Source organism: Chlamydia suis, from assembly GCF_900169085.1.
Classification (GTDB): Bacteria; Chlamydiota; Chlamydiia; order Chlamydiales; family Chlamydiaceae; genus Chlamydia; species Chlamydia suis.
Window position 1 is genome coordinate 251597 of the sequence record NZ_LT821323.1, and the last position, 25234, is coordinate 276830.

A 25234-nucleotide genomic window follows, 5' to 3' on the forward strand; every position below is an offset into this window, starting at 1 on the left:
AAATTAATAGGGAGCCATGGACAAACAAAAACGCTTCTTATCGCTTGTATTTTTGACTTTCATTTTTTGTGGAATTTGGTTTTGCCCTCATTCTAATTGTATTGATCCTAAAGCGTGGCATCTATTTGCAATATTCACTACAACGATCCTCGGGATTATTTTGCAGCCCGCTCCTATGGGAGCTATTGTTATTATGGGCATTTCCTTGCTGCTTGTTACAAAAACGCTGACCTTAGAACAAGCTCTATCCGGATTCCATAGCCCGATTGCTTGGCTTGTATTTCTTTCTTTCTCTATAGCGAAAGGGGTCATCAAAACTGGCCTTGGTGAGCGTGTTGCCTATTTCTTTGTAAAAATTTTAGGGAAAAGTCCATTAGGATTGAGCTACGGACTGGTTCTTTCAGACTTTTTATTAGCACCGGCCATCCCTAGTTTGACGGCTCGTGCTGGTGGGATTCTTTTTCCTGTTGTGATGGGCTTATCCGAATCTTTTGGAAGCTCTGCAGAAAAAGGTACGGAAAAACTTTTAGGCTCTTTTTTGGTTAAAGTCGCGTATCAAAGTTCTGTAATTACTAGTGCAATGTTTTTAACGGCTATGGCAGGGAACCCGATTGTTTCTGCTTTAGCAAGTCACTCTGGAGTAACTCTGTCATGGGCAACTTGGGCTAAAGCCGCTATTTTTCCAGGAATTGTTAGCTTAGCATGTATGCCTCTAGTACTTTTTAAACTATTTCCACCACAAATTACCAGTTGTGAAGAAGCTGTTGAAACTGCAAGAATTCGTTTAAAACAAATGGGGCCTTTAAAATACGGAGAACGAATTATTTTGCTTATTTTTTCTCTTCTGATCTCTTTATGGACATTTGGGGACTCTATAGGCATCTCCGCAACAACTACAGCTCTTGTCGGACTCTCTTTACTTATTCTGATGAACATCCTCGACTGGCAAGAAGATGTTCTTTCTAATACAACTGCTTGGGAAACTTTTATCTGGTTTGGAGCCTTGATTATGATGGCTTCGTTCCTAAGCTCCTTTGGGTTTATCCACTTTGTAGGAAGTTCTGTAATTGGAGCCGTTCAGGGATTATCCTGGAAAATCGGGTTTCCTATTCTTTTCTTGATCTATTTCTATTCGCACTATTTGTTTGCGAGTAATACCGCTCATATTGCTGCTATGTACCCTATTTTTCTTACGGTATCGATCTCTTTAGGAACAAATCCAATGTTTGCAGCTTTAGCCTTAGCTTTTGCTAGTAATTTATTCGGAGGGCTTACACACTATGGATCTGGTCCTGCTCCTCTATATTTTGGATCTCAATTAGTTTCCGTACAAGAATGGTGGCGCTCAGGCTTTATTCTTAGCATAGTCAACTTAGTAATTTGGTTAGGCCTAGGAAGTTGGTGGTGGTACTGTTTAGGATTAACTCGCTAATGTATTCGAAAGAGAGCTTATGTCATCTGGTAAACATTCTTCTCTTTGTCAAAAAACGCCTCCTTTATGTCGGGAGCTTCAAAAAGCTCCTGCGCTTCTTTTAACAGAAGATAAACGATTTAGTGCCCTTCTGGATGAGCGAATAGAACCTGTTGCGGAATTGTTTCCTCATACCTACACATCCCCTTATCGTAAGTTTATTCCAAAATCCGATCTTCCCTTAAATATAGCTCCTCTTAAAGTGGGCGTGATGCTTTCTGGCGGTCCCGCCCCTGGAGGCCACAACGTTATTTTAGGTCTACTTCATAGCATTAAAAAGCTGCACCCTGACAGCCAACTTTTAGGTTTTTTGCGTGATGGACATGGGCTACTTAACAATAATACAGTAGAAATTACGGAAGAGTTCATGCAAGAGTTTCGTAACTCTGGGGGATTCAACTGCATTGGAACTGGTAGAACAAATATCATCACAGAAGAAAATAAAGCTCGCTGTCTGCAAACTGCGAACCAATTGGATTTAGATGGATTAGTCATTATTGGAGGAGACGGTTCAAACACAGCTACAGCAATCCTTGCAGAATATTTTGCTAAACATCACGCTAAGACTGTATTAATTGGCGTTCCGAAAACTATCGATGGTGATCTACAACATCTATTTCTAGACCTAACTTTTGGATTCGATACCGCCACGAAATTCTATTCGTCAATTATTAGCAATATCTCTAGAGACGCGCTATCTTGCAAAGGTCATTATCATTTTATTAAACTCATGGGGCGCTCATCATCACATATTACCTTAGAATGCGCGCTACAAACGCACCCTAATATGGCTCTCATAGGAGAAGAGATTGCAGAAAAAGGAACTTCTCTAAGCTCGTTAATTCAAGAGATTTGTGAAGTCATAGCTGATCGAGCAGCTATGGGGAAATATTATGGGGTTATTCTCATTCCTGAAGGAATTATTGAGTTTATCCCCGAGATACAAACTCTCGTCAAGGAAATTGAATCCCTTCCTGAAAGCGCCGATCTGTTCCAGGAACTATCCTCTTCATCCCAACAACTGCTAAACCAATTCCCAGAGGACATTCGTCACCAACTTTTATATAATCGAGATGCTCATGGAAATGTCTATGTATCTAAAATTAGCGTAGATAAGCTTCTTATTTATCTGGTGCAACAACACCTGGAAACACACTTTAAACAGGTACCCTTTAATGCCATCTCTCATTTTTTAGGTTATGAAGGGCGTTCAGGGACTCCTACTCACTTTGATAATGTATATAGTTATAACTTAGGTTACGGTGCTGGGATCCTCGTTTTCAACCGCTGCAACGGATACTTAACCACCATTGAAGGATTAACGAGCCCTATCGAAAAATGGCGATTACGAGCACTGCCTATCGTACGCATGTTAACCACCAAAAAAAATAAGGATGGAAGCATTCGGCCATTAATAAAAAAAAGATTGGTCGATATCTCTAGCCCGGTTTTTAGCAAATTCTCTCTCTATCGCAAAATTTGGGCTTTGGAGGACTCTTATCGTTTTGTAGGGCCTTTACAAATCCATTCTCCGGAAAATTCTCATTCCGATGATTTCCCTCCCCTGATTTTATTTTTAAATCATAATGAATGGCAAAAACGCTGTTCTATTTGTTTAGAAATCCCCGATCAGGATTATTAATAATTCCAACAGATAAAAATGCATTCTCTATCATGACTAAACAGCCTTGTTACTTCCCCCACACGAAACAAATTTTTGAAATCCCTTTATTGGATAATATTTCTTCCCTTGGAATCTTACATACTCCTGTTTCTCAAGAAAAAGAGTTTCCATTAGTTATTGTGTTACATGGATTAGCCTCTAGCAAAACTGGAACGAAGCGTTCATATGTTCATCTAGCTAATCAACTTGTACAAGCTGGTATTTCGGTTTTGCGAGTGGATCTTCCCGGGCATGGTGATGCAGAGGGCTTTCTTCATGAATTTTCCCTTAATGACTATATCCAAGCCTCCCAACGAATTATAGAATTTGGTCTCTCTCTTCCCCAAACAAGTTCCTCTGTTGCTTTATTCGGCTCCTCTTTGGGCGGTAGCTTATCCCTGCTGAATCTTCCTTTGTTTCCAACCATTCAACATGCAGCCGTATGGGCTCCCACCATCCAAGGATCTTTGTGGCTAGAAGACGCCAAGCTTTCTTCATCACTACCCCAAGGGCTTTCCTCTGAAAATTTTTCTTATCAAGGCGTCTCTTTAGGAAAAACATTTTGCTCACAATTTCTTGAATTAGACCTCTTGGTCCCTCTTTCCAAAATTTCAGAGCAAGTCTCAGTTCTTTACTTACAAGGCGAAGAGGATGCTGTTATATCCTTGCGTCACCTAGATCTCTTTACCAAAAACTTTGCTGGGAAACTTTCTTATCGCACCTATCCTAAAATGACTCATCATCTTTGCGTGCATTCAAATGCTTTTCAAGACATTGTTAACTGGCTAACACATCAATTATTGGGCACATCATGGAGCTTCTCTCTGTAAATAAGAGTTATTTTGAACTACAAAGATTACATTATCGTCCTGCTACTTTGGAGTTGTTGGATAGTTTACGTTCTCTTCATATTCAGGCTTCGCCTTCTTCTGAACCGGCACCCCATTCATTAGCCAGGCATATCCCCCATCTATGCTCGCTCCCAGATATAACCCTTCACAAAGGAGAAGCTTCTTCTTCTTTACCTTTACGTATTGGAGTATTGCTTTCCGGAGGGCAAGCTCCCGGAGGCCATAATGTAGTCATTGGATTATTTGAAGGGTTAAGGGCTTTTAATAAAGAAACTAAGCTTTTTGGTTTTATTAAAGGGCCTTTGGGGCTAATTCGCGGATTATACAAAGACTTAGACATCTCCGTTATTTATGACTACTACAATGCTGGAGGTTTTGACATGCTTTCTTCCAGTAGAGAAAAAATCAAAACTAAAGAGCAAAAAAGCGCCATTCTCGCCACAGTAAAAAAAATGAAATTACATGGCCTGCTCATTGTAGGTGGAGATAATTCCAACACAGATACTGCAATGCTTGCAGAATACTTTATTGAGCATAACTGTCCTACAGCTGTAATTGGCGTGCCAAAAACTATTGATGGGGATTTAAAAAACTCTTGGATCGAAACCCCCTTAGGCTTTCACACATCATGCCGAACCTATTCTGAAATGATCGGTAATTTAGAAAAGGATATTCTCTCCACTCGAAAATATCACCATTTCGTCAAATTAATGGGAGAACAAGCTTCTCATAGCACTTTGGAATGCGGTTTACAGGCCCTACCGAATATCACGCTAATCGGAGAAGAAATCGCTATTCGGCACACATCTTTACGAAGTTTAAGTCATAGCATCGCCAAAGGGCTTATCGAGCGCTTTCATAAAGATAAAAATTACAGCACCATTCTTATTCCAGAGGGGTTGATCAAACAAATTCCAGATACAAAGCAGCTAATTCATGAACTGAATGCACTAATAGCCGAAGGGCATTTTTCCGTTCATGATTTTGATCAGCGCTTATCTCCTACAGCTATGACAACCTTTTCTTCTCTCCCTGAAAACATTCGAGACCAGTTACTCCTTGATAGAGATTCTTATGGAAATGTTCGCGTCTCTAAAATTGCTGTAGAAGAACTCTTGGCCTCTTTAGTTCGTGATGAAATAGCTAAACTCGAACCCTCTATGCCTTTTTCTCCAGTAACGCATTTTCTAGGTTATGAATCGCGAGCCAGTTTTCCTTCAAATTTCGATTCCAATTATGGCTTAGCTCTAGGGATAGCCGCTTCTCTTTTCTTAGTACGCGGAAAAACAGGATACATGGTAACTATAGGAAATCTAGCCGAAGAGTATGCCCATTGGACTATCGCCGCGACTCCCTTATATAAAATGATGCACTTAGAAAAACGTTTCAATGAAGAGACGCCGGTGATCAAAACGGATTCTGTATCTCCTTATTCCCCTATGGTGCAATACTTACACAAAATGAAAGGGGCTTGCCTATTAGAAGACCTGTATCGATTTCCGGGACCTTTGCAATATTTTGAAGAACAAGCACTTGTTGACCAGCGCCCACTAACACTGCTCTGGGAAAAAGGGATTTTATCGGAACAAAATGCAAGTAGATTATAATAAAAGAGAAAGAGGAGATAGCGGTAGTCGGACTTGAACCAACGACACGCGGATTATGATTCCGCTGCTCTAACCACCTGAGCTATACCGCCTCAAACGAATCTAAAAAATAGCGGGAGAAGGATTCGAACCTCCGACCTTTGGGTTATGAGCCCAACGAGATGACCACTACTCTATCCCGCGGTAGAAAACATAAGATTATCATGTTCTTAAATTTTTATGCAAGCAATTTGCTCTTTTAATATCTCCCAGGTTTGCTTAAAACTTTTTTCTTCTCCTTTCAAAAAGTCTCTTCCTTTTTCAAGGTACCGTTGTCGTTTCTTTTCATCTCTGAGAAGTTCTTCAACAACCTCCAAAAGCGATCCTCTCTCCAATGGCACCCCAATTTCCTTTTTTCTCAATAGTTCTGCTAAAACCGATTGAGCATGGATATGTGGCCCAAACATAAGTGGAACATCTTTTTGAAGAGGTTCCAGCAAATTATGGCCTCCTACCGAAGGATCAAAGGTTCCGCCCACAAAAGCGAGCTCTGCTGCGGCATAGAGATCCTTTAAAACTCCCATTTCATCCATGATTAAGGAATTGTATTGCGAAAAAGAATCTCCCTTACTCCAAAAACCAAAGGAAACTCCAGCTTTTGCCAACAGTCTAGTATGTTCTCTTAGCCTTTCAAGGTGTCTAGGAACCCATAAAATTTTTGTGGATGATTTGTTGAGGTGTTGAGCAGCCTCTGCCCAAACCTCGACATCTTTAGGATGTACTGACCCCAATACAATCAACTGATCACGTGGAGACAATTGTAATTTTTTTCTCCAAAAGTCCCTGTTATTTACAGAAGCTTCGGTCTCTACGAAGGTTTTTAAGTTCCCACAAACGCGTATTTTGTTTAAGGGAACACCGAGTTGTAAAAAACGCTGTTTATACAACTCATCTTGCACCAAGAATAAATCTAACGGGGAAAAACAGCTTCGTCCTAAACGTTTAAAAAAAGTAAAACGTTTGCACGACTGTTCTGAAAGCTTACCGTTAATCAAAAAAGCCTTAGCCCCTAACCTTTTGGTTTCCGTCAAAAAATGGAACCAGCAGTCTCCTTCCGAAAAAACAACTATTTGAGGAGCTAGACTTCGAATAACAGGTTTGATAATGCAACTTAAATCGAGAGGCAAAACAAAAACTGTGGCCCCGAGAGGAGCATACAAACGCTGAGCCGTATGCACCCCTGCTTCAGAACATGCTGTAACCACAAACCGCCATTCTGGAAACTCTGCTCGCCACTTTTTGAGCAAAGGAGCCAAAAGAGAAACCTCTCCTACAGAAGCCCCATGAAACCAAACAAGAGGGCCTTCCCCCTTAACCTTAGGTTTCTCTATCCCGAATCGAATTTTCCAGGAATTGATATACTTTCCATGAAAGAGCACCTTATAAAAAATACGCGGTGCTCCAACTAAAAATGCACAAATCAAAAAGGCATCGTAAAAACGAGAGGTTAGCCAGCGGCCTATCATATCACGAAATTGACCAATCGGTTGGGGACAAAAACAGTTTTTCTCACTTCTATCCCCTCTAAATATTTGGAAGCAGCTTCTTTAGCTAATGGAAGAACCTCTTCTTCTTTTGCATCTTTAGGGACATCTAGTCGAGCTCGAAGTTTACCATTTACTTGAACCACCATAGTGACTTCCTGTTTTTCTAAATACTCTGGAAGCACTTTAGGCCACCCGGCCTTCGCAATACCCGGAGCATTCCCTAACAACACCCACAATTCCTCACTAACATGAGGAGCAATGGGCGCTAAAGCCTGAACAGCCATTTCTACGGCACTTTTAGGATAAGAGGGAAGTTTCACAAATTCGTTGATAAACTCCATAAAAGAGGAGGTTATCGTATTTAAAGACAATTTTTCAATGTCATCCGTTACTCGTTGTACAAGTTTGTGTGCTAACGACATTCCCTCAAAAAGTTCTTCGTCTCCCACTCGAGGAGAAGTTGCCATTTCATAAAAACGATTCAAAAATCGTCGACAACCCGCAACTCCTTGATTTGACCAGAGTTTATTTTTATCTAATGGTCCAGAGAACATGGCATACATCCGAACCGCATCCGCTCCGAATTCATCTATCAAAACTTTAGGATCTACTCCATTCAATTTAGATTTAGACATTTTTTCTTGACGCACATCAAGAAGTTCTCCTGAAGGAGCAACCCATTTTCCATTTTCTTCTTTAGCCATTTCAGGAGCCACATATCCTTTCCCAGGAATGCGATAGGATGTCGATAAAACCAAACCCTGGTTGACCAACTTTTTAAAAGGCTCTGGAGTAGAGACCATCCCTGCTTGATAAAAAACCTGATGCCAAAAACGAGCGTATAATAAATGCAATACGGCATGCTCTGCACCTCCAATATAAAGGTCTACAGGCATCCAATAGCGTTCTTTTTCCTTGGCCCAAGGAGCTGCAGAATTATGCGCATCACAGAAACGCAAATAATACCAACAGGAGCCGGCCCATTGAGGCATAGTATGTGTTTCTCTCCTACCTTCTTTTTGCCGCTCTGCGTCAAAAATATACACCCAATCTTTTACCTTGGCCAAAGGCCCCTGGCCAACCCCTTCGGGACGATAATCTTGGATTTCAGGAGGCAATAAAGGCAACTCATCTTCTCTTAAAGGACGACAAGAACCATCCTCAAAATGAATGATAGGAATGGGCTCTCCCCAATATCGTTGACGAGAGAACAACCAATCACGTAGCTTATAAGCAGTCTTTGCAGCTCCAAGATTTTTCTCTTCTAAAAAGCGAATTACATACTGCTTAGCCTCTTCTCCAGATAGACCATTCAGATTAAAATCTTCATGACAGCTATTGATACATGTCCCATCCTCACCTATCACAGAGACAATCGGCAAATCAAACTGTTGCGCAAAGAGTAAATCTCGATCGTCATGAGCGGGAACTCCCATAACAGCTCCCGATCCATATCCCATCAATACATAATCCGCAATCCAAATGGGAATAGGCTGCTGGGTAATAGGATGTTTCGCGTAAGATCCAGTAAAGACCCCGCTTTTCGTTTTCATCTCACTAATACGATCGCGTTCGCTCTTGCTTTGCGCTTCTTTGACGTATTGAGCTACCAAGGACTTTTGCTCTGCAGAGGTCAAAAGCTCCACTAAAGGATGCTCGGGAGCTAATACTAGGAAAGAAACCCCGATCAAAGTATCCGGTCTTGTTGTGAATACTTCCAGAACACCATGTTCTGTTGCAAAAGAGACTGAAGCACCTGTAGATTTTCCTATCCAGTTCCTCTGAAGTTGTTTTACACTTTCTGGCCAATCTAAGTCATCCAATCCCGCTAATAGTTGATCCGCGAAAGCAGTGATACGTAATACCCATTGACGAAGCATTTTTCTTTCAACAGGGTATCCTCCCTCAACAGACAAACCGTTCTCCACCTCCTCATTAGATAAAACGGTCCCTAACTCGGGGCAAAAGTTTACGGCCATATCAGCCATATAGGCTAATCCTTTCTCATAAAGAACCAAAAAGAGCTTTTGCGTCCATTTGTAATACTCTGGATCTGAGGTAGCAAATTCACGGCTTTCGTCGTAAGAAAACCCCATTGAGGTCAACTGCCGTCTAAAATTAGCAATGTTTTTTTCTGTGGTTTCTCTAGGATGTGTTCCTGTACGTATAGCATACTGCTCAGCAGGGAGTCCAAAGCTATCCCATCCCATGGGGTGTAAAACAGAAAATCCCTGTGCGCGCTTATACCTTGCAACAATATCTGTTGCCGTATAACCGATTAGGTGCCCGACATGCAGTCCAGCTCCAGATGGATAAGGGAACATGTCTAAAACATAGTATTTTGTTTTAGCCTCATCTTCTTCGGCTTTAAAAGCTTGTGCTTCTTTCCAAAACTCTTGCCATTTTTTTTCTATGAGACCGGGATCATAGCGCATAGCACCTAACCTGTTGTTATTTTTAGCGGCACACTTCCATTGCAAACACCTTGCACTAAGGAAGAAATAAGCGCTAAACATACACTATCTTTAAGATCGAAATCAAGTCCTCTCCAGACCTAATTCTGTCATCTTTTTTTTATATAATTCTTAGTATACAATCCTTTTTCTCTCTGTTTTTTAGAGGACGATTATGCCCAATCTTTTCTCCAGAGCCAGTCAATATTTCCCTGGAGGAGTCAATTCTCCTGTTCGAGCCTGTCGAGCTGTTAACATTATTCCTCCTGTAGTCGTTAAAGCTTCAGGAGACTCTTTCGTTGATTCTCAAGGTAAAACATATATTGATTTTTGTGGATCCTGGGGCTCTTTGATCCACGGTCATAACCATCCTTTTATTGGCGAGGCAATCCAACGAGGGGTACAAAAGGGAATCTCTTATGGTCTCACTTCTGAGCAGGAAATTATATTTGCCGAAGAGATTTTTTCTTACCTAGGCATCCAACACAACTATAAAATTCGCTTTATGTCGACGGGGTCGGAAGCTACTATGACGGCTGTTCGGCTCGCTAGAGGCATCACAGAACGCCCTATTATCATTAAATTTTCCGGGTGCTACCACGGACATGCAGATGTTTTTTTGCAGGAGATTCCAGTTCCACAAATCCCCCTTGAAACCCTGGATCTCACCAAACCTCTTACCTTGGCTCTTCCTTTCAATAATCTTCATCTCTTTCAAGATGTTATGAATGCTATTGGCCATAAAGTTGCTGGAGTCATTTTTGAGCCCATATGTGCCAATATGGGGGTGATTCTTCCTTCCCCTGGTTTTATAGAAGGCATTATTCAAACATGCAAAACAACAGGCGCCCTTTCTATCATGGACGAAGTGGTCACAGGATTCCGAGTAGGCAAAGGGGGCGCTGCAGCTCTGCATCAGACACAACCAGACATCCTTGTTTTTGGGAAAATTTTAGGTGGAGGATTGCCAGCATCAGCGGTCTGCGCCCCAACAACAATTATGGACTACCTAGCTCCTGCTGGGCCAATTTTTCAAGCGGGCACCTTATCCGGAAATCCTTTAGCCATGACTGCCGGAAAAGCTTCTGTCTATTTATGCCGCAAAGAAAATTTTTATAGCCAATTAGCAACTATTGAGCATGCTTTTTTGTCCCCGATCGAACACATGATTCAAAGTTCTGGGATCCCTGTTACTCTTGTCCGTTATGGAAGTCTGTTTTCCTTCTTTTTCAGCAAAAATCGCCCCTCGAACCTTGCAGATGTACAACTTTGTGATGCAGAATCTTTTCAAAAATTTTATCAGCAAGCTTTCTCTGCAGGGATATATCTATCCCCATCACCCTTCGAAGCCAGCTTTTTGTCCACCGCTCACTCTATAGAAAATCTAAACTATGCTCAGCAGGTGTTGATTGAAAGCTTGGAAAAAGTTTTCTCTTTAATTTAGTAGCAAATTTTCAGGAACCGTTGATAACGAGGCAAAACGTCCTCCTAGATTTTGCAGGACTTCAGACCACAATTTCTCTGGATGTTCAGAGAAAACAAACTCCTGGCTTGCAGGAGACAAAAACCATAAGCCTTCTAGAAACTCTTTTTCCAGTTGACCGGCTTGCCAACCACTATACCCAAAGCATAAAAGCACTTTCCCGTCATGAGACTTTCCTTCCCCTTCCTGAACAAAAGAAAAATTTCCTCCCAAAAACACAGAAGGACAAATTTCTATAGAAGGCTGTTCGCTGTCTAAACTTGAGTGTAATATCATGATCTGATTGGCCTGTAAGGGGCCTCCCATACAAAACCGAACCCTGGATTCATCAAAATGATTTAGGGTAAAAATTTCTTCCGGAGAATCCATTTCCAATGTTTTATTGAGAATCAATCCAAAAGATCCATTTGGACTATGTTCACAAACTAAAATTACACTTCTAGAAAAAATCCCCCCATTCACATCTGGAGAGGCTATTAACAGAGAACCTTTTTCTAAAACGGCATAAGGAAGTTTGGTCATGATATTCGATTATAACACATTAATCTTCGTAAGGGATAGTTTCATCAAATATGGATTTTACACATAAAATCGGAGCCTGATGCTGAATAGCCAAAGGAATACTGTCACTTGGACGCGCATCTATATCTGTTATGTATAAACGATCCCCTCTCTTTTGTTCCAAAAACAATCGTGAAGAAAAAACATTATCCCTGCACTCAGTGATAACAACTCTAGCAACAGATATATCAAAGCCGGTTAAAACAAACTTTAGAACATCGTGCGTTAAAGGACGCTGACGCTCTTCTTCTCCAAGATCGTCACACTGTTTAAAAGAAGCCTCCATCGAAACATGACCGTAGATAGCAAACTGCTTGTCTTCCGCCCCTAAAATAATGCCCGCATAATTATGAAAACGCACTAATTTACGAAAGTCTAGTAAAATGAGAGAAGTATCTTTTATGATTTCTCGATCAATATTCATGTGCTTTCTTTCCGAATCACAGTACCATCGGCGTAACCTACCCACACCTCGGATTTTGCTATAACAAACCCGACATCAATAATGCCACGAATTTGTAATAGTTTCGTCAGGTCATCCTCAGGATCCGTATAGCGATTTGGAGAGCTCACATCATAGATGTAGTTGCCGTTATCTGTAACAAAACGCTCTTTATGAGACGTTTCTCGCCATTTTCCAAAATATCCTTGTTGATTCAGAATGTTTTGTACAGAAGAACAACCAAAAGGAGCTATTTCGATAGGAAGAGGGAACTGTCCTAGCACAGGAACAAGCTTACGTTCATCCACTAAAATAATATTTCTTTTCCCTCTTTGCAGAAGAATCTTTTCACGGAAAAGCGCGCCTCCCCCTCCTTTAATCATACGTAAATAGGGATCCACCTCATCGGCCCCGTCCACAACCAAATCTAAATCTTGGAAAAGCGTTTGGTCCAGAAAAGGAATCCCTAAAGCTTGGGCTAACAGATGCGAAACTCTTGAAGAAGCAACAGCGGTAATGGCCAATTGCTCTTGACGAACACGTGCTCCTAAAGCCAGAATAAACTCTCGAGCTGTAGATCCGCTCCCCAAGCCTATACGCATTCCTGGCTCCACCAAAGCCGCAGCCTCTTGTGCTAATTTTTGTTTTATGAGAGAAAAATCATCGGAAGAAGAAGTATTTGCTGCAGGTTTAAACATAGGCCTCTCGAAACCATCTAATAAAGGTTCGCCCCCTCTTTTAAATGGTAATCCTACAATCTCTTTAGGATTCCTTCAAACCTTTATCGAGATTTAACCAAACAACGCAGGCAAAGCCGTTTTCACTAAAGAAAGATCGCTGGCTCGCTGACAAAATTCATTAGAATCTTTGGTGTTACAAATTTTGGCTAATTCCTGAACCTGTCCTACCGACAGCAGCCCCCTAACATACAAGCCCAGAAAGAATGTCGAAAGGACTTTTTCCAATAATCTTTTTTCTGAAACAGGCAAAAAGGTTCGCAGCTTTTTCTGCAGACCAACTTGAGCTAAAGCAGATCTTAACCAAAGGAGAATATTTTGTTCGCACAGTGGAGGATATTTGTCGAACAAAACGGTTAACTTTTGTACCACTTCCAAAATACCGGCAAAATCTGATTGGAGATCGAACGAGGATGCTTTTGCTATAATTCCTAATACCCCCGAAGGAATTTTGCTGTCTAAATCTTTGAGCAGCTGGGTTAATTGCTCTTGAGGAAGCTCCTCTTGATCCGGAGAGTTTGCTTCAAACTGCTTAGGCAGTGCGCCTAGACAGCGAGAAGGATCTATATCATCATATGAACACCAGACCTCTTTCTCCTCTTGCTGATGGGGCTCTTTCTTATTTTCTCTCAACACCGTATGAACGGAAGAATCTGGTGATGGACTACTTGCTAATGCAAGAGCTGAGATCACATTCCCTGTGCCTAAAAGATCAAGAATGCGATTTCTTTCAGAAACCTCTTTGTAGTTCTCTGCTACTAGAGCGGCCAGATATTTATTATGGTCAGCATTCCCTAAACACCAGCCAGAGAAGAAAATATTTAGAGAAAGAAGAGAAGATTCTAACGCAAATTTTCTTTCTTCGTCTGTCGTCAAATCCTTGTTCACAAGAATTCCTTTCTGAATGTTCTCTACAAGAGATAGGAGCGGACTCGCAAATTTTTTAGGATCAGAAAGGGCGCCACATAACCAAATCATCCCGTTGGAGAACCCATCCTGAGATTGCAGCATTTTCTCCGCGTGACGAGTTATTTTTAAAATAGGATTTTTATCTGGAGAAAATGAAACGAGAAAAACCCCAGCTAAATCGGATGGTTCGATGGGGATGGGAGCATCTTCTTCTGTAGGAATGACCTCGCTAATTCCTTCACAAACCAAAGAAAACTCTTTACCTACTTTTTCAAGACGTTGCTTATATTTTTTACAATCTACTGCGATATTCCTATTGTGAACACGAGCCTCTTCCATACTCCTAATACCGATTCTATTAGGAAGAAGGTCTTCTGGCTCTCCAGAAACTACTGGAACTTTCGTATCCAAACTCTTACGAACAGATCCCAATATAGAGGACTCTGCAAAGTAATTCTGTAGTTCGCTACTTAAAAATTTAATGCGCATAGCCACAAGCTTAGCATTGGCTATATACACCAAAAGCGAAGCCGTTAGAGCTATTATAGATAAAGCAAACATCCCTCCCAGAACAATTGCAGCAGCAACAGGGAATCCTGGGATGGAGAGAGCAACCACCAACAACAGCAGTAGTACAGCCGCTGCTATTGCCGAAACAAGCCCCGCAATTTGACTTTGTTTAGAACGAATCATAGCCCGATTGTATCGAGCTTCTTGCACTGAAGACACCCCTTTAGTAGAGCAGGAAGAGGTGAGAGGAAGGTCTGCTTGCATAAAAAAAATTACCTCTCTTTCGCATCCCATATGCAATAGGTGACGAAACCATTTTAATATAACTTATCTTTAGGGGGAAAAATTATATGACAATCATTCTCCTCTCTAATCTTTTTTGCAAAGATCTTAACTAGCAGATTCTTAAAAGAGTTGCTCTGTCGGTTTTCGCCAATGAAATAAATGTTTGCATGCTAAGAAATATTTATAGACAATCCACCTGTTACATCTCTTGCGAAGACAGGTGTATTTTTACCCGATCTAATGATGAAATAGGAGCATTTTCGAATGACAACGATTTTTGATCTTCTTGGCAAAGACGCAGACTCTCTCCTTACTCACCAATGTGTGATAAAAAAAGAAGCATTAACGCTTCCCTCTGGAGACTTCGTATCGAGAGTTTTTGCAGAATCAGATAGAAATAATCGCGTGCTCCGTTCTCTACAGCAGATGTTTGATCAGGGACGTTTAGGCGGAAGCGGATACCTTTCTATCCTTCCTGTTGATCAGGGAGTTGAACACACGGCTGGTGCATCTTTTGCTAAAAATCCCATGTATTTTGATCCAGAAAATATCATACGCCTTGCAATAGAAGCCGGCTGTTCTGCTGTAGCCTCTTCCTACGGGGTTTTGAGCACGTTAGCCAGACGATATGCTCATAAAATTCCTTTTTTACTTAAAATAAACCATAATGAACTGCTATCTTACCCGACGACGCATCACCAAATCTTCTTCAGTCAGGTTGAAGATGCTTATAACATGGGGGCTGTTGCCGTAGGAGCCACTATTTATTTTGGCTCAGAAACTTCTTCTGAAGAAATCGTGGCCGTTTCTAAAGCTTTTTCAAAAGCTAGAGAACTCGGTTTGGCCACCGTTTTATGGTGTTATTTACGGAATCCGCATTTTGTTAAGAATGGAGTCGACTACCACACTGCAGCGGATTTAACGGGACAGGCGGACCATCTTGGAGCAACGTTAGGAGCTGATATTGTTAAACAAAAGCTTCCAACGTTACAAGAGGGATTTAAAACAATTAATTTTAGCAAAACAGATGATCTTGTGTACTCGGAACTATCATCGACGCATCCCATAGATTTATGCCGATACCAGGTACTAAATAGCTATTGTGGGAGAGTTGGTTTGATTAATTCCGGGGGTCCTTCAGGAGAAAATGACTTTGCTGAAGCAGCAAAAACAGCGGTAATTAATAAAAGAGCTGGCGGCATGGGACTGATTTTAGGGAGAAAAGCCTTCCAGAGACCCTTCTCTGAAGGCGTCCGGTTACTTAATTTAATTCAAGATATTTATTTAGATCCGACAATCTCCATATCGTAATTTAGAGGTACTCATGCATCATCGCAAATCTTCTACCCCGTTAGGGACTTTTACTGTAGGGATGCTATCTCTTGCAGTAGTAATTAGTTTAAGAAACCTTCCTTTAACAGCAAAGCACGGTTTGTCCACTCTATTTTTTTATGCCGCAGCCGTGGCTTGTTTTATGATTCCATACGCACTTATCGCAGCCGAGTTGGCTTCCTTCAAACCTCAGGGCATTTATGTTTGGACACGCGACGCCTTGGGGAAACGTTGGGGATTCTTTGCTATATGGATGCAATGGTTTCACAATATGACTTGGTATCCTGCAATGTTGGCATTCATTGCCAGTACGCTCGTTTATCAAATTAGCCCCGATCTTGCCAACAATCGGCTGTATTTAGCCTCTGTTATTCTTTTAGGCTTTTGGGGACTCACCTTCTTTAATTTTTTAGGCATCGGAACCTCTGCTATTTTTAGCTCCGTTTGCGTAATTATAGGGACACTCATTCCCGGAGCCATTTTGGTTGCTTTCGCTGCTTACTGGATTCAAGGAGGAAACCCGATTGCCATTAATCTCTCATGGAACGAACTTCTTCCAGACTTCTCTTCTCCATCTTCTTTTGTCCTTTTATCTGGAATGCTTCTTGCGTTGTGTGGATTGGAAGCAAATGCCAATTTAGCTTCCGATATGGAAGATCCCAAAAAAAATTACCCTAAAGCTGTTTTTATTGGGGCGGTGTCTACCCTCGCTATTTTAGTTTTAGGCTCTTTGGCCATTGCTATCGTAATCCCTAAAGAAGAAATCAGTCTGGTTTCTGGTTTAATTCGAGCTTTTTCTCTGTTTTTCGAAAAATACAATCTTTCTTGGATGACAGGGATTATCGTAGCTATGACGATAGCGGGATCTCTGGGAGAATTGAACGCGTGGATGTTCGCTGGAACCAAAGGGTTATTCATTTCTACCCAAAATGATTGCTTACCCAAAATTTTCAAGAAAACGAATTCTAGAGATGTTCCGACTAATCTGATGCTTTTCCAAGCCATTGTGGTTACTTTGTTCACTTTCGTATTCGTCTATGTAGATTCTGCAGATCTAGCCTATTGGATCCTAAGTGCGCTCAGTGTTCAAATGTACCTTGTGATGTACATTTGCTTATTTATAGCGGGCCCAGTTCTTAGAATAAAAGAGCCTAAAGCTCAAAGACTGTATTCGGTGCCTGGAAAACTTGTGGGAATGTGTATCCTATCTACACTCGGAATCCTTTCCTGTTTGTTCGCTTTAGGCATCAGCTTCCTTCCCCCTCAGGCTGTAGCTTCCTTCTCGTCTATGAAAGGTAATTTTAATTACACAGCCCTGTTGCTTCTAGCCTTTGCTGTCAATTGTTGCATTCCTTTCGGGATGTACTATTCCCATAAAAAATTAATTAAATAATTTTCAAACTTAGAAACGGTCTTTTTAAGAAGACCGTTTCTTTCTTGCTCTGGATTTCTAATCCAAGAACCTTTAGAATTGTCCCATGTTTACACTACAATGCACCCCTCCATGGACAAAATCTGGGAAACGTGTTGAAAGCTTGGTGCGCAAAGCGCTGTATACTCATGCCATGTTGCAAACGCATACACGTATTGCGGTTGCCCTGAGCGGAGGTAAAGACAGCCTATCTTTGTTGCTAATGTTAAAGGCCATTTCTGGTAGAGGATTCCCAGAATTGACTCTTCATGCAATCCATATTGGAGGCAAATATTCTTGCGGTGCAGCCGTTAGCGAAAAATATCTTTCTTCTATCTGCGATAAAATCCAAGTACCGCTTATTTCCATTCCATCTCCTTATGAGACCGAAACACCAGAATGCTATACTTGCTCCCGTATCAGACGTCGCATTCTTTTTGACACGGCCAAAGCAGTCGGAGCAACAGCTGTCGCATTCGGACATCATCGAGACGATGCGGTGCAAACAACACTCATGAATCTTCTGCATAAAGCAGAATTTGCGGGCATGCTACCTGTTGTGAACATGGTAAATTTCGGAATCACGATCCTCCGCCCTCTTATCTTTATCCCCGAAGATCTTATCCGCAAATTCGCTAAAGAAAGCGGATTTGCTCGCATTACCTGTCGTTGCCCCGTCATTTCTTTACGAACAAAAACAGAAGAAGCTCTCAAAACGCTGGAAACGATTTTCCCTCAAGCAAGGCATAATATTGCTTTAGCTGTTAGAGAATCGGGACTCATTAAAGCTAATAACGTCGAGAAAACTGTTTCCATCCAGGAAGACAACCTCTCTTGCTAGTATTTGTGAGATAAGGAACAAACTTTCAAAAGATAATTAGTAACGCTAAGAAAGCATTAGGAAGTATCGTGACGTTTCAACAAGCCCGCTGCAGCTTGCGTAATCTTGATCTTATAGCAGATGGGCTACGTCCCATTTTCGTAGCAATGTCCTTAGCACTCTCTCCCTTTTTATATAGTTGTAACAAAAAAGACTCCTCTCTGCGTGTCCAAACTTTATAGGCATTCACGGGTTCCTCATCCACCTTTACAGACTCTTTAACAACCTCTGAAGGGCTTTTTTTATCCACCTCTACAAACTCTTTAACAAACTCTGAGGGGAATTTTTTATCATAAAGGACTATAGTTTTAATCTTAGCTCGTGTTATAGCGACATAGAATAATCTTCTTTCCTCGCTAAACGGAAAAGAATCTTCTTCTGCTAAAACATAGTTAAGCACCGCGTTATCTTTAATAATACTAGGGAACCCAAAAATTCCGGCGTTGCATTGAAGCAAGATTACGTAATCAGCTTCAAGGCCTTTTGCCTTGTGTACAGTAAGGAATTCTATTTTTCTATTTCCGATAATATAAAAAAGATTGCTCCTTGTTTTAACAAACTGATGTTTCTGAGATAAGAGATAGTCATCGGATGAATACCTCCCCAATAAAAGGATAGATTTATCTTCTGGAATCTTAGAAATTTCTTGCTCTAAACGAGAGCAATAATCCATTTCGTTGCGGGAAATCGACCTGCAACAATAAGGAATAAATACTAACTCAGTCCTAGTATCTGGATTAAAGGAACGACAATCTTTTCGTATTTGTGAATTATTACGTTGTACAAAGCCAGAAGCTAAAGAGACCAAAGGCTCTCCCAATCTATAGGTAGTCTCTAGTTTATGGACCTCTTTTGGACCAAAATAATCGGAAAACTGATTGAACACAGTTACATCACTTCCTGCAAATCGATAGATAGACTGCCAATCATCCCCAACGCAATACATCTTAGCGGGAGGATTCCCCTTACGCAATTCTTTTAAAAAGTGGCAACAAGCAGCGGAAATATCTTGGAACTCATCGACAATAATATAATCGTACTTCTCAGGACGAGAGCTTCGACAAATTTCTGTTGCTCGCAAAATAGCGTCAGTAAAATCAATCTGATTCTTCTTAGCTAATGTATCCACATAATGTTCGTAAATAGGTTTTAAGACTTTTTCAATAAGCCAAGAACTTTGATTATCTTTAGCGATTTTTGCGCGATATAGTACTTCCTTAATAGATTGATGAGTCGATTTCATCAAAGAAATAAACTGTATTACAAGTTGAATAAACGCTTTCTCTTGACTACTCTGCTTAGGAAGAATGGTATGATATAACTCTTCTTCTTTCTTTTCTTGAATAGGGATGCCTGCTTCTTCTAATAGTTTTCTTAATTTATCCTGAATATTCGAATAGCTGAAATCCGCACTAGTTAAAGCAAGCAGTTCTGTTTTGAACTTCTTATGAGTTTTATTTTTCCAATCTATCTCATCTAAATATATTTGATTCACTTCTTCATAAGTCTTATTTGTCCCTTCAACAAACCATGGAGGAACTCGTCCTTGTTTATTAATAGCAAAAAGCTCCAGGTAGATACGTCTTAAACTTCCATTCTGCTCAGTAACGTAAAGAGAAAAATCCGGTCTGTATTGGGAATGCGTTGCATCTGCTACGTGAAATTCATAAGGTTCTTCATATCGGAACGAAATGCCTAAAGACGATAAAATGAAGCAGGCGGTTTGCTCTTGTTTGCTTCGGACATAAATCGTTTTCCCATCCATATCAGGGAATACGGCTTTCAAGTGTTTTTCCTTTTGTTCAGAAAAATTATCTCGAATTTCCCACTCAGGTGTGAAAGGACCATAATTAGCAAAATATTCTAATACATTCTTTTTAAAATACTTTGTTTTCAATAATTCTTGATAGCTATCTGCAAGAATCTTCTCAGGACGGCTACAGATAGAGGGTTTAACTCCTGTTACGCTTCCAATTAGGTCAACAGCCAACTTATGAAAGGTATATCCCCTTAATCCATCCGTAGCCAATCTTTTTGTAAGTTCTAATGAAGCTTTATTGGTATAACTAATCAGAGCTATACGACGAGGATCTATTCCCTTAATCTCTATAAGATATCGCACCTTCCCTAAGATAGAAGACGTTTTCCCGCTTCCTGCAGAGCTAATGACTAAACAATTCTCTTCTTCTGCTATAATAGAGCGTCTTTGTTGTTCATCCAATGGGTAATGTAGAACGTGATCAAAAAATTCCTTATGAAGATCCAGTAAACAACTTATAATCTCACTATTATGTTTCTTAACAAGGGTTGTTATCGACTCAAAATCTTGTATGAATTTAAGAAAAATTGGGTTTGAAGCAACGCCAAAACAACGGAATCTTCGGCAAAACACGCGAACCCTTTGATAATCGGCAACATAATAATCTGTGACCCTTTTCTCTTGTTTTGCGTAGATAACCTTGCCATAGAAATCGTGATGTAAAATAGTGGGAATGTCGATGTGTTTTAGCTGCTGAGATAATTTCAAACAGCTTCTTTTAACAAGAAAAAAAGAATAGATGTAAATTATCGCGCATACAAAATAGAAAACTAGACTAACTAAAACAAGCTGGCTAATAACTCCACTCCTTGCAATTGTTTTTAGTCTAATAAAACGTCTCGAATCTCTAAACAACCTATGAATAATAGATTGTTGAATAGTTAATTGTTAATTACAAAAATATGATTACAAAGTTTTAGGTTGTTAAAGATAATTTTCACATTCTTTATCTTCTCCTCAATTAACTTGCGCTATATATATATTTATGAAATCGGCTATGCAAACAACCCATTGCAAGGCAACTACATCAAAGAGGGAGTCATGACTAAGGAACAAAGACTTAAAATTCTTATTACTAATGACGACGGCATCAAAGCCAAGGGAATTAGCCTACTAGTTTCCTTGCTTCGCGAAGCCAATTTTGCAGATCTCTATGTTGTAGCACCTTTGGAAGAACAGTCTGGACGAAGCATGGCCTTCTCACTAATAGAGCCGACAGCCCTAGAACCTTTTGATTACCCTCAAAAAGTTCAGGAGGCTTGGGCTGTAGTAGGAACTCCTGTTGACTGTGTAAAGTTAGCTATTGGAGAGCTCTTTAAAAACAATCTGCCAGACCTGGTCTTATCAGGGATCAATAACGGAAAAAATTCTGGCCGCTGCCTCTACTACTCCGCAACTGTGGGTGCTATAAGGGAGGCGAACCTTCATGGAATTCCTGCAATAGCTCTTTCTCAATGTGAAAACATTTCTTTTTTCCAAGAAGCTCAAATGTCCTCTTTGATTCGCGCTTTATGTGAGTTCACAGTTTCTCATAAACACGCCGATCCTTTAGGATTTAATGTAAACTTCCCTGCTAGCTCCGATAACTCTCCTTGGAAAGGAATCCGCTTCACCCTTTCTGGAGATGAATTTTTGTTTGGTACGCCAAGACTGGTTCGCACCGAAGGAAATCGACGCTACTACACGCTATACGATATGCAAGATAAGGTGTCTGGAGATCTTTCTGATGAATACTTAGCCTTAGCCAATAACTATATTAGCGCTGCCCCACTTATTTCCAAAAACACTCCCCTAGCAACATTTTCTGAAGAAGATCTAGCCTTCCTTAAAGAGTCCTTTGAACAATCCGTTCAATGGGATTCTTCTTTAAGTCTCGAAGAAGATCTAGCTTAAGCTTATGGATGCGTTGAAACTATAGTTTCAACGCATTTTTCCCCTAGTCTATAATACCCACCCTATTTGTCCGCTACAATCCTGAAAAATCGAAAGAGTTTATGCCCAAAATTGAATTGATTCAGCAGCTTATCAAATGTAAATACGCTTTATTTGCTCTTCTTTTCCTCGCTTCTGCCACATTATTCTGCTTTTCTCTTCCAAACACCGCATTCCCTTTATTCTCTTTAGCTTCTATGAAAACTCTCTTTCTGGGCGGAAGTGCATTTTTTGTTGCTAGAGCTTTTGGAATGATCATAAATCAAATTGTAGACTGCGCAATAGACAAACGTAATCCGCGCACCAACATGCGCGTATTGCCAGCAGGACTTCTCTCTACTAAAAGTTCTGTTTTGCTTTTGATTCTTTGTCTTATCCTATTCTTAAGCTTTTGCTGGTTCTTCAATCCTCTATGTTTTATCCTTGCTGTTTTAGCCACTCTTCTTATGATTGTTTATCCTTATACGAAACGCTTTACGTTTCTTTGCCATTGGATTTTAGGGCTCGTTTACTATTTCGCGATACTTATGAACTTTTTCGCTATTGCCCCCGTCCCTTCCTTCTCTATATTTTGCATGGCCTCATTGCTTGGCCTCTCTTTTGGAATGATCATCGCAGCAAATGACATCATTTACGCTATCCAAGATCTAGAGTTTGATCGAAAAGAGGGCCTTTTCAGCGTTCCCGCATGTTTTGGAACACAATTTTCCATCAAAATGGCTTCTGCAAATTTAGCAATTAGTGCGTTAGCCTACTTATTTCTAGGCTATTTTGTCCTCGATAGGAAGGTGTTTTATCTATGCTCTTTTTTACCTTTAGCTGAAATTTTTCGTACAATCAAACGCTACACATGTATTCATTTAAGCTCTCCAGCTGAGCTTCAGCAAAAATTCTTTCTAGGGAACCTTTCCCTCGGTATCGCGTTTCTTGCTAATATGATCGGGCTATTTTTATTAGGAGGAACCTCATGAGACGCTATGTTGTAGGTATTTCTGGAGCATCGGGGGTAATACTAGCGGTAACATTAGTCACGGAACTTGCTAAGTTAGGGCATCATGTTGATGTTATCATATCCCCTTCAGCAAAAAAAACTTTGTATTATGAATTAGATACAAAATCTTTTTTAGCCACAATTCCTCAACACCTTCATAAAAACATATTGCTTCATCATATTACCTCTATAGAAAGCTCTCTATCGTCAGGGTCGAGCTCAGTTGATGCAACTATCATCGTTCCTTGTAGCGTGGCAACTATCGCAGCAATCTCTTGCGGTTTAGCCGATAACCTGCTCCGAAGGGTTGCGGATGTTGCGTTAAAAGAGAAAAGGCCTCTAATCCTCGTTCCACGAGAAAGCCCTTTATCAACAATTCATCTAGAAAATCTACTCAAATTGGCACAAAATGGAGCCATTATACTTCCTCCTATGCCTATTTGGTACTTCAAGCCTCAAACAGTAGACGATATAGCTAATGACATTGTAGGGAAAATTTTAGCAACCTTACGGCTAGATAGTCCCTTAATAAAAAGATGGGAGAACCCCTCTTAATGAGAGGTTCTTTTTTCGTTGATCACTTCGTGTAAATTTTCAATAGCTATAAAAGCACTTGGATCTTCTCTATGAACAATTTCTTTGAGCTGAGAAAGCTGCAAGCGTTCTACAACGATATACAGAAGATTGCGAGGCTCGCCAGAAAATCCTCCTTCTGCGTGCAGATAGGTCAATCCGACCCCTAAGGACTCCATAAGAATGTTCCCTAGTTTTCTAGGGGAAGAAGTAATGATAGTCACGGATTTAGTGTCTTCAAATCCCAAAATCACCATATCCATAACTTTAATAGCTACAGCATAGGTCAACAAAGACATAAAAGCTGTATGCCAATTACGGTAAACAATCCCTCCTAAGGAGAAAATAAAAAAGTTCACAAATAAAATAACTTGTCCGACCGTATAGCCTCGTTTCTTATTTACGATAATCCCTAAAATCTCCGTTCCGTCTGTGGCCCCACCATGTCGAATAATTAACCCGCCACCAGCTCCTAAAACTACTCCACCGAGAACGATTGTTTCTATTTCTGAACCATCGAAAATAAAAGGTTGCATACCCAGCCATTCGGGTAAGACTTCTATCAGCCATAACCAGCAGGAAAAGATAATCACTGCTGTGATCATTTGCACAACGAAGTACTTCCCAATACGTCTACAAGCCAAAATGATGAAAGGCAAGTTAAACAACACTAAAAACGCTGGAAGAAACTGCTTCCCAAAGGAGTGGGCAGCGATCATGGATAATCCTACTATCCCGCCATCGATCAAGTCATTAGGAGCAAGAACCATGTGAACACCACAAGCAGCTAAAAAACCGCCTATGATAAACCAGCTAAGAGTCTTAGAGAAATATAAAGGGAAACTAAACTTCGTGAAACGTATGGTATGAGCCATTGTTCACCCCCTTGGTTGAAGCTCGCGAGAGACGGGGCTCGAACCCGCAACTTCCGCCTTGACAGGGCGGTGCTCTAACCAGTTGAACTACTCCCGCGCAATCTTGGACACGACAGGATTTGAACCTATGACCCCCTGTGTGTAAGACAGGTGCTCTAACCGCTGAGCTACGCATCCAAAAGACTAGATGAGGAATTTATCAGAACAAATACTTTAAACACAACTCTTTTCCGTCCAAAAAGTATTTTTTTTTCATTCTGGAAAAATCTTCCCTACCTAAAAATTCTTAAAGAAGAACTTCGACAGCTTCGTCTGAATTTTTTTTACCTAACAAGCGTTCTAATCGTTCCACAATAGCTTCCCGCTCTTTAAGCAATTTATGTCTCTTTGCGATACGTTGTTCTTGCGCAGCATGCATATCTTCCACTTGTTGCGCATAACGTTCTAAAATGCCTAATTGGAGCTCTCTAATAGCTCTAAGTTCTTGGTTTTCTTTTTCCAAAGCTTCTAGCTGGTTTAATAATCTCTTCTTCATCCTCTCCATAGGCCTTCTCTCTACAAGAAGAAACAATCGACAAAGCCCGAGCCCTAAACATACCGCCCCTAATGCAGACAATACTAACCCGCTCCCAATCATGCCTAAAGATCCTCCAAAAACTGCACAAGACAACATCATGCCAATTCCCAAAAGCATAACTCCAATAAATGTAAACACGAAAGCGGCCACTCTTTCGCATAGGACATCTTTTTTTCTCTGCTCTTTTGTCTCTAAAACAGTTCGAACATCTGTATTCAAAGGCTTCACTCTTTCTATACAACAACAACGCATACTGCCCCTCAATTTCATGTTGCAGCTAAAATTATTCACAAAAGACTATCTATAGATGGTTATTTCAAAAAACAATTAAGATGTTGAAAATCAA

General features: G+C 40.6%; 20 protein-coding genes and 4 tRNA genes. 11 read left to right on the top strand and 13 right to left on the bottom strand.

The features are described 5' to 3' along the window. Positions 1-16: 16 nt before the first annotated feature. Genes B6E89_RS01105 through B6E89_RS01120 form a run of 4 tightly spaced genes read left to right on the top strand, consistent with a single transcriptional unit; the run spans position 17 to position 5592 of the window. Positions 17-1432 carry an anion permease gene (locus B6E89_RS01105; RefSeq protein ID WP_080132922.1) on the top strand — a complete coding sequence of 472 codons (1416 nt, stop codon included), beginning with the start codon at positions 17-19 and terminating at the stop codon, positions 1430-1432. A 19-nt stretch (positions 1433-1451) separates the two neighbouring features. Beyond that, positions 1452-3113 (top strand): diphosphate--fructose-6-phosphate 1-phosphotransferase, encoded by a 1662-nt coding sequence (locus tag B6E89_RS01110; RefSeq protein WP_080122945.1) that lies wholly within the window; start codon positions 1452-1454, stop codon positions 3111-3113. A 32-nt stretch (positions 3114-3145) separates the two neighbouring features. After that, complete coding sequence (locus B6E89_RS01115; RefSeq protein ID WP_080124289.1) at positions 3146-3964, top strand: alpha/beta hydrolase; 819 nt, start codon at positions 3146-3148, stop codon at positions 3962-3964. Then, positions 3946-5592 (top strand): diphosphate--fructose-6-phosphate 1-phosphotransferase, encoded by a 1647-nt coding sequence (locus B6E89_RS01120; protein WP_080127068.1) that lies wholly within the window; start codon positions 3946-3948, stop codon positions 5590-5592. The genes B6E89_RS01115 and B6E89_RS01120 overlap by 19 nt, the downstream gene beginning before the upstream one ends. Before the next feature lie 18 nt (positions 5593-5610). On the opposite strand, the gene B6E89_RS01125 is transcribed toward B6E89_RS01120, so the two are convergent. From B6E89_RS01125 to leuS, 4 genes are all read right to left on the bottom strand, one after another. After that, positions 5611-5684 (bottom strand) — tRNA-Met (locus tag B6E89_RS01125). An 18-nt stretch (positions 5685-5702) separates the two neighbouring features. After that, positions 5703-5775: transfer RNA gene (locus B6E89_RS01130), tRNA-Met, on the bottom strand. 26 nt (positions 5776-5801) lie between these two features. Then, positions 5802-7097 carry a lipid IV(A) 3-deoxy-D-manno-octulosonic acid transferase gene (gene waaA / locus B6E89_RS01135; protein ID WP_080132923.1) on the bottom strand — a complete coding sequence of 432 codons (1296 nt, stop codon included), beginning with the start codon at positions 7095-7097 and terminating at the stop codon, positions 5802-5804. Then, the gene (gene leuS / locus B6E89_RS01140; RefSeq protein WP_080132925.1) at positions 7094-9553 is read right to left on the bottom strand and encodes a leucine--tRNA ligase; all 2460 of its coding nucleotides are present in this window, start codon (positions 9551-9553) and stop codon (positions 7094-7096) included. Before leuS ends, waaA begins: the two co-directional genes overlap by 4 nt. A gap of 193 nt (positions 9554-9746) precedes the next feature. Between leuS and hemL the strand changes: the two genes are divergently transcribed. After that, positions 9747-11015 carry a glutamate-1-semialdehyde 2,1-aminomutase gene (gene hemL / locus B6E89_RS01145; protein ID WP_080132928.1) on the top strand — a complete coding sequence of 423 codons (1269 nt, stop codon included), beginning with the start codon at positions 9747-9749 and terminating at the stop codon, positions 11013-11015. On the opposite strand, the gene B6E89_RS01150 is transcribed toward hemL, so the two are convergent. The 4 genes from B6E89_RS01150 to B6E89_RS01165 form a co-directional block, all read right to left on the bottom strand. Next, a complete protein-coding gene (locus tag B6E89_RS01150) occupies positions 11007-11576 on the bottom strand; it encodes a YqgE/AlgH family protein (protein WP_080132931.1) in 570 nt (189 codons plus the stop codon). The genes hemL and B6E89_RS01150 overlap by 9 nt on opposite strands. A gap of 19 nt (positions 11577-11595) precedes the next feature. Then, positions 11596-12039 carry a bifunctional nuclease family protein gene (locus B6E89_RS01155; protein WP_080132933.1) on the bottom strand — a complete coding sequence of 148 codons (444 nt, stop codon included), beginning with the start codon at positions 12037-12039 and terminating at the stop codon, positions 11596-11598. After that, the gene (gene rpiA, locus B6E89_RS01160) at positions 12036-12755 is read right to left on the bottom strand and encodes a ribose-5-phosphate isomerase RpiA (protein ID WP_080123569.1); all 720 of its coding nucleotides are present in this window, start codon (positions 12753-12755) and stop codon (positions 12036-12038) included. The genes B6E89_RS01155 and rpiA overlap by 4 nt, the downstream gene beginning before the upstream one ends. Positions 12756-12848: 93 nt before the next feature. After that, positions 12849-14477, bottom strand: coding sequence for a CT214 family putative inclusion membrane protein (locus B6E89_RS01165; RefSeq protein ID WP_080125440.1), 1629 nt, complete (start codon positions 14475-14477; stop codon positions 12849-12851). A gap of 285 nt (positions 14478-14762) precedes the next feature. Here B6E89_RS01165 and B6E89_RS01170 point away from each other — a divergent pair, with 285 nt between their 5' ends. The 3 genes from B6E89_RS01170 (at position 14763) to B6E89_RS01180 (ending at position 18082) form a co-directional block, all read left to right on the top strand. After that, complete coding sequence (locus tag B6E89_RS01170) at positions 14763-15809, top strand: class I fructose-bisphosphate aldolase (RefSeq protein WP_035405883.1); 1047 nt, start codon at positions 14763-14765, stop codon at positions 15807-15809. Between the two features lie 13 nt (positions 15810-15822). After that, positions 15823-17223, top strand: coding sequence for an amino acid permease (locus tag B6E89_RS01175; protein WP_035405885.1), 1401 nt, complete (start codon positions 15823-15825; stop codon positions 17221-17223). Between the two features lie 85 nt (positions 17224-17308). After that, a complete protein-coding gene (locus tag B6E89_RS01180; protein ID WP_080123572.1) occupies positions 17309-18082 on the top strand; it encodes a tRNA 2-thiocytidine biosynthesis TtcA family protein in 774 nt (257 codons plus the stop codon). 76 nt (positions 18083-18158) lie between these two features. Here B6E89_RS01180 and B6E89_RS01185 read toward each other — a convergent pair whose 3' ends face one another. Continuing rightward, the gene (locus tag B6E89_RS01185) at positions 18159-20648 is read right to left on the bottom strand and encodes a UvrD-helicase domain-containing protein (RefSeq protein WP_231909331.1); all 2490 of its coding nucleotides are present in this window, start codon (positions 20646-20648) and stop codon (positions 18159-18161) included. A 333-nt stretch (positions 20649-20981) separates the two neighbouring features. Between B6E89_RS01185 and surE the strand changes: the two genes are divergently transcribed. The 3 genes from surE (at position 20982) to B6E89_RS01200 (ending at position 23418) form a co-directional block, all read left to right on the top strand. Continuing rightward, positions 20982-21833: a 5'/3'-nucleotidase SurE gene (gene surE, locus B6E89_RS01190; RefSeq protein WP_080122117.1), complete on the top strand. Its 852-nt coding sequence runs from the start codon at positions 20982-20984 to the stop codon at positions 21831-21833. Positions 21834-21934: 101 nt separating this feature from the next. Then, on the top strand, positions 21935-22843 hold the full coding sequence (locus B6E89_RS01195; protein WP_080129350.1) for a UbiA-like polyprenyltransferase: 909 nt from the start codon (positions 21935-21937) through the stop codon (positions 22841-22843). Then, positions 22840-23418 (top strand): UbiX family flavin prenyltransferase, encoded by a 579-nt coding sequence (locus B6E89_RS01200; protein WP_080121271.1) that lies wholly within the window; start codon positions 22840-22842, stop codon positions 23416-23418. Before B6E89_RS01195 ends, B6E89_RS01200 begins: the two co-directional genes overlap by 4 nt. Here B6E89_RS01200 and B6E89_RS01205 read toward each other — a convergent pair. From B6E89_RS01205 to B6E89_RS01220, 4 genes are all read right to left on the bottom strand, one after another. Continuing rightward, on the bottom strand, positions 23415-24311 hold the full coding sequence (locus B6E89_RS01205) for a YitT family protein (RefSeq protein WP_035405897.1): 897 nt from the start codon (positions 24309-24311) through the stop codon (positions 23415-23417). The genes B6E89_RS01200 and B6E89_RS01205 overlap by 4 nt on opposite strands. A 23-nt stretch (positions 24312-24334) precedes the next feature. Further along, positions 24335-24408, bottom strand: a tRNA-Asp gene (locus B6E89_RS01210). A 7-nt stretch (positions 24409-24415) separates the two neighbouring features. Continuing rightward, positions 24416-24488: transfer RNA gene (locus B6E89_RS01215), tRNA-Val, on the bottom strand. A gap of 109 nt (positions 24489-24597) precedes the next feature. After that, positions 24598-25140, bottom strand: a complete 543-nt coding sequence (locus B6E89_RS01220) for a hypothetical protein (protein ID WP_080126576.1) — start codon at positions 25138-25140, stop codon at positions 24598-24600. Between the last annotated feature and the right edge of the window lie 94 nt (positions 25141-25234).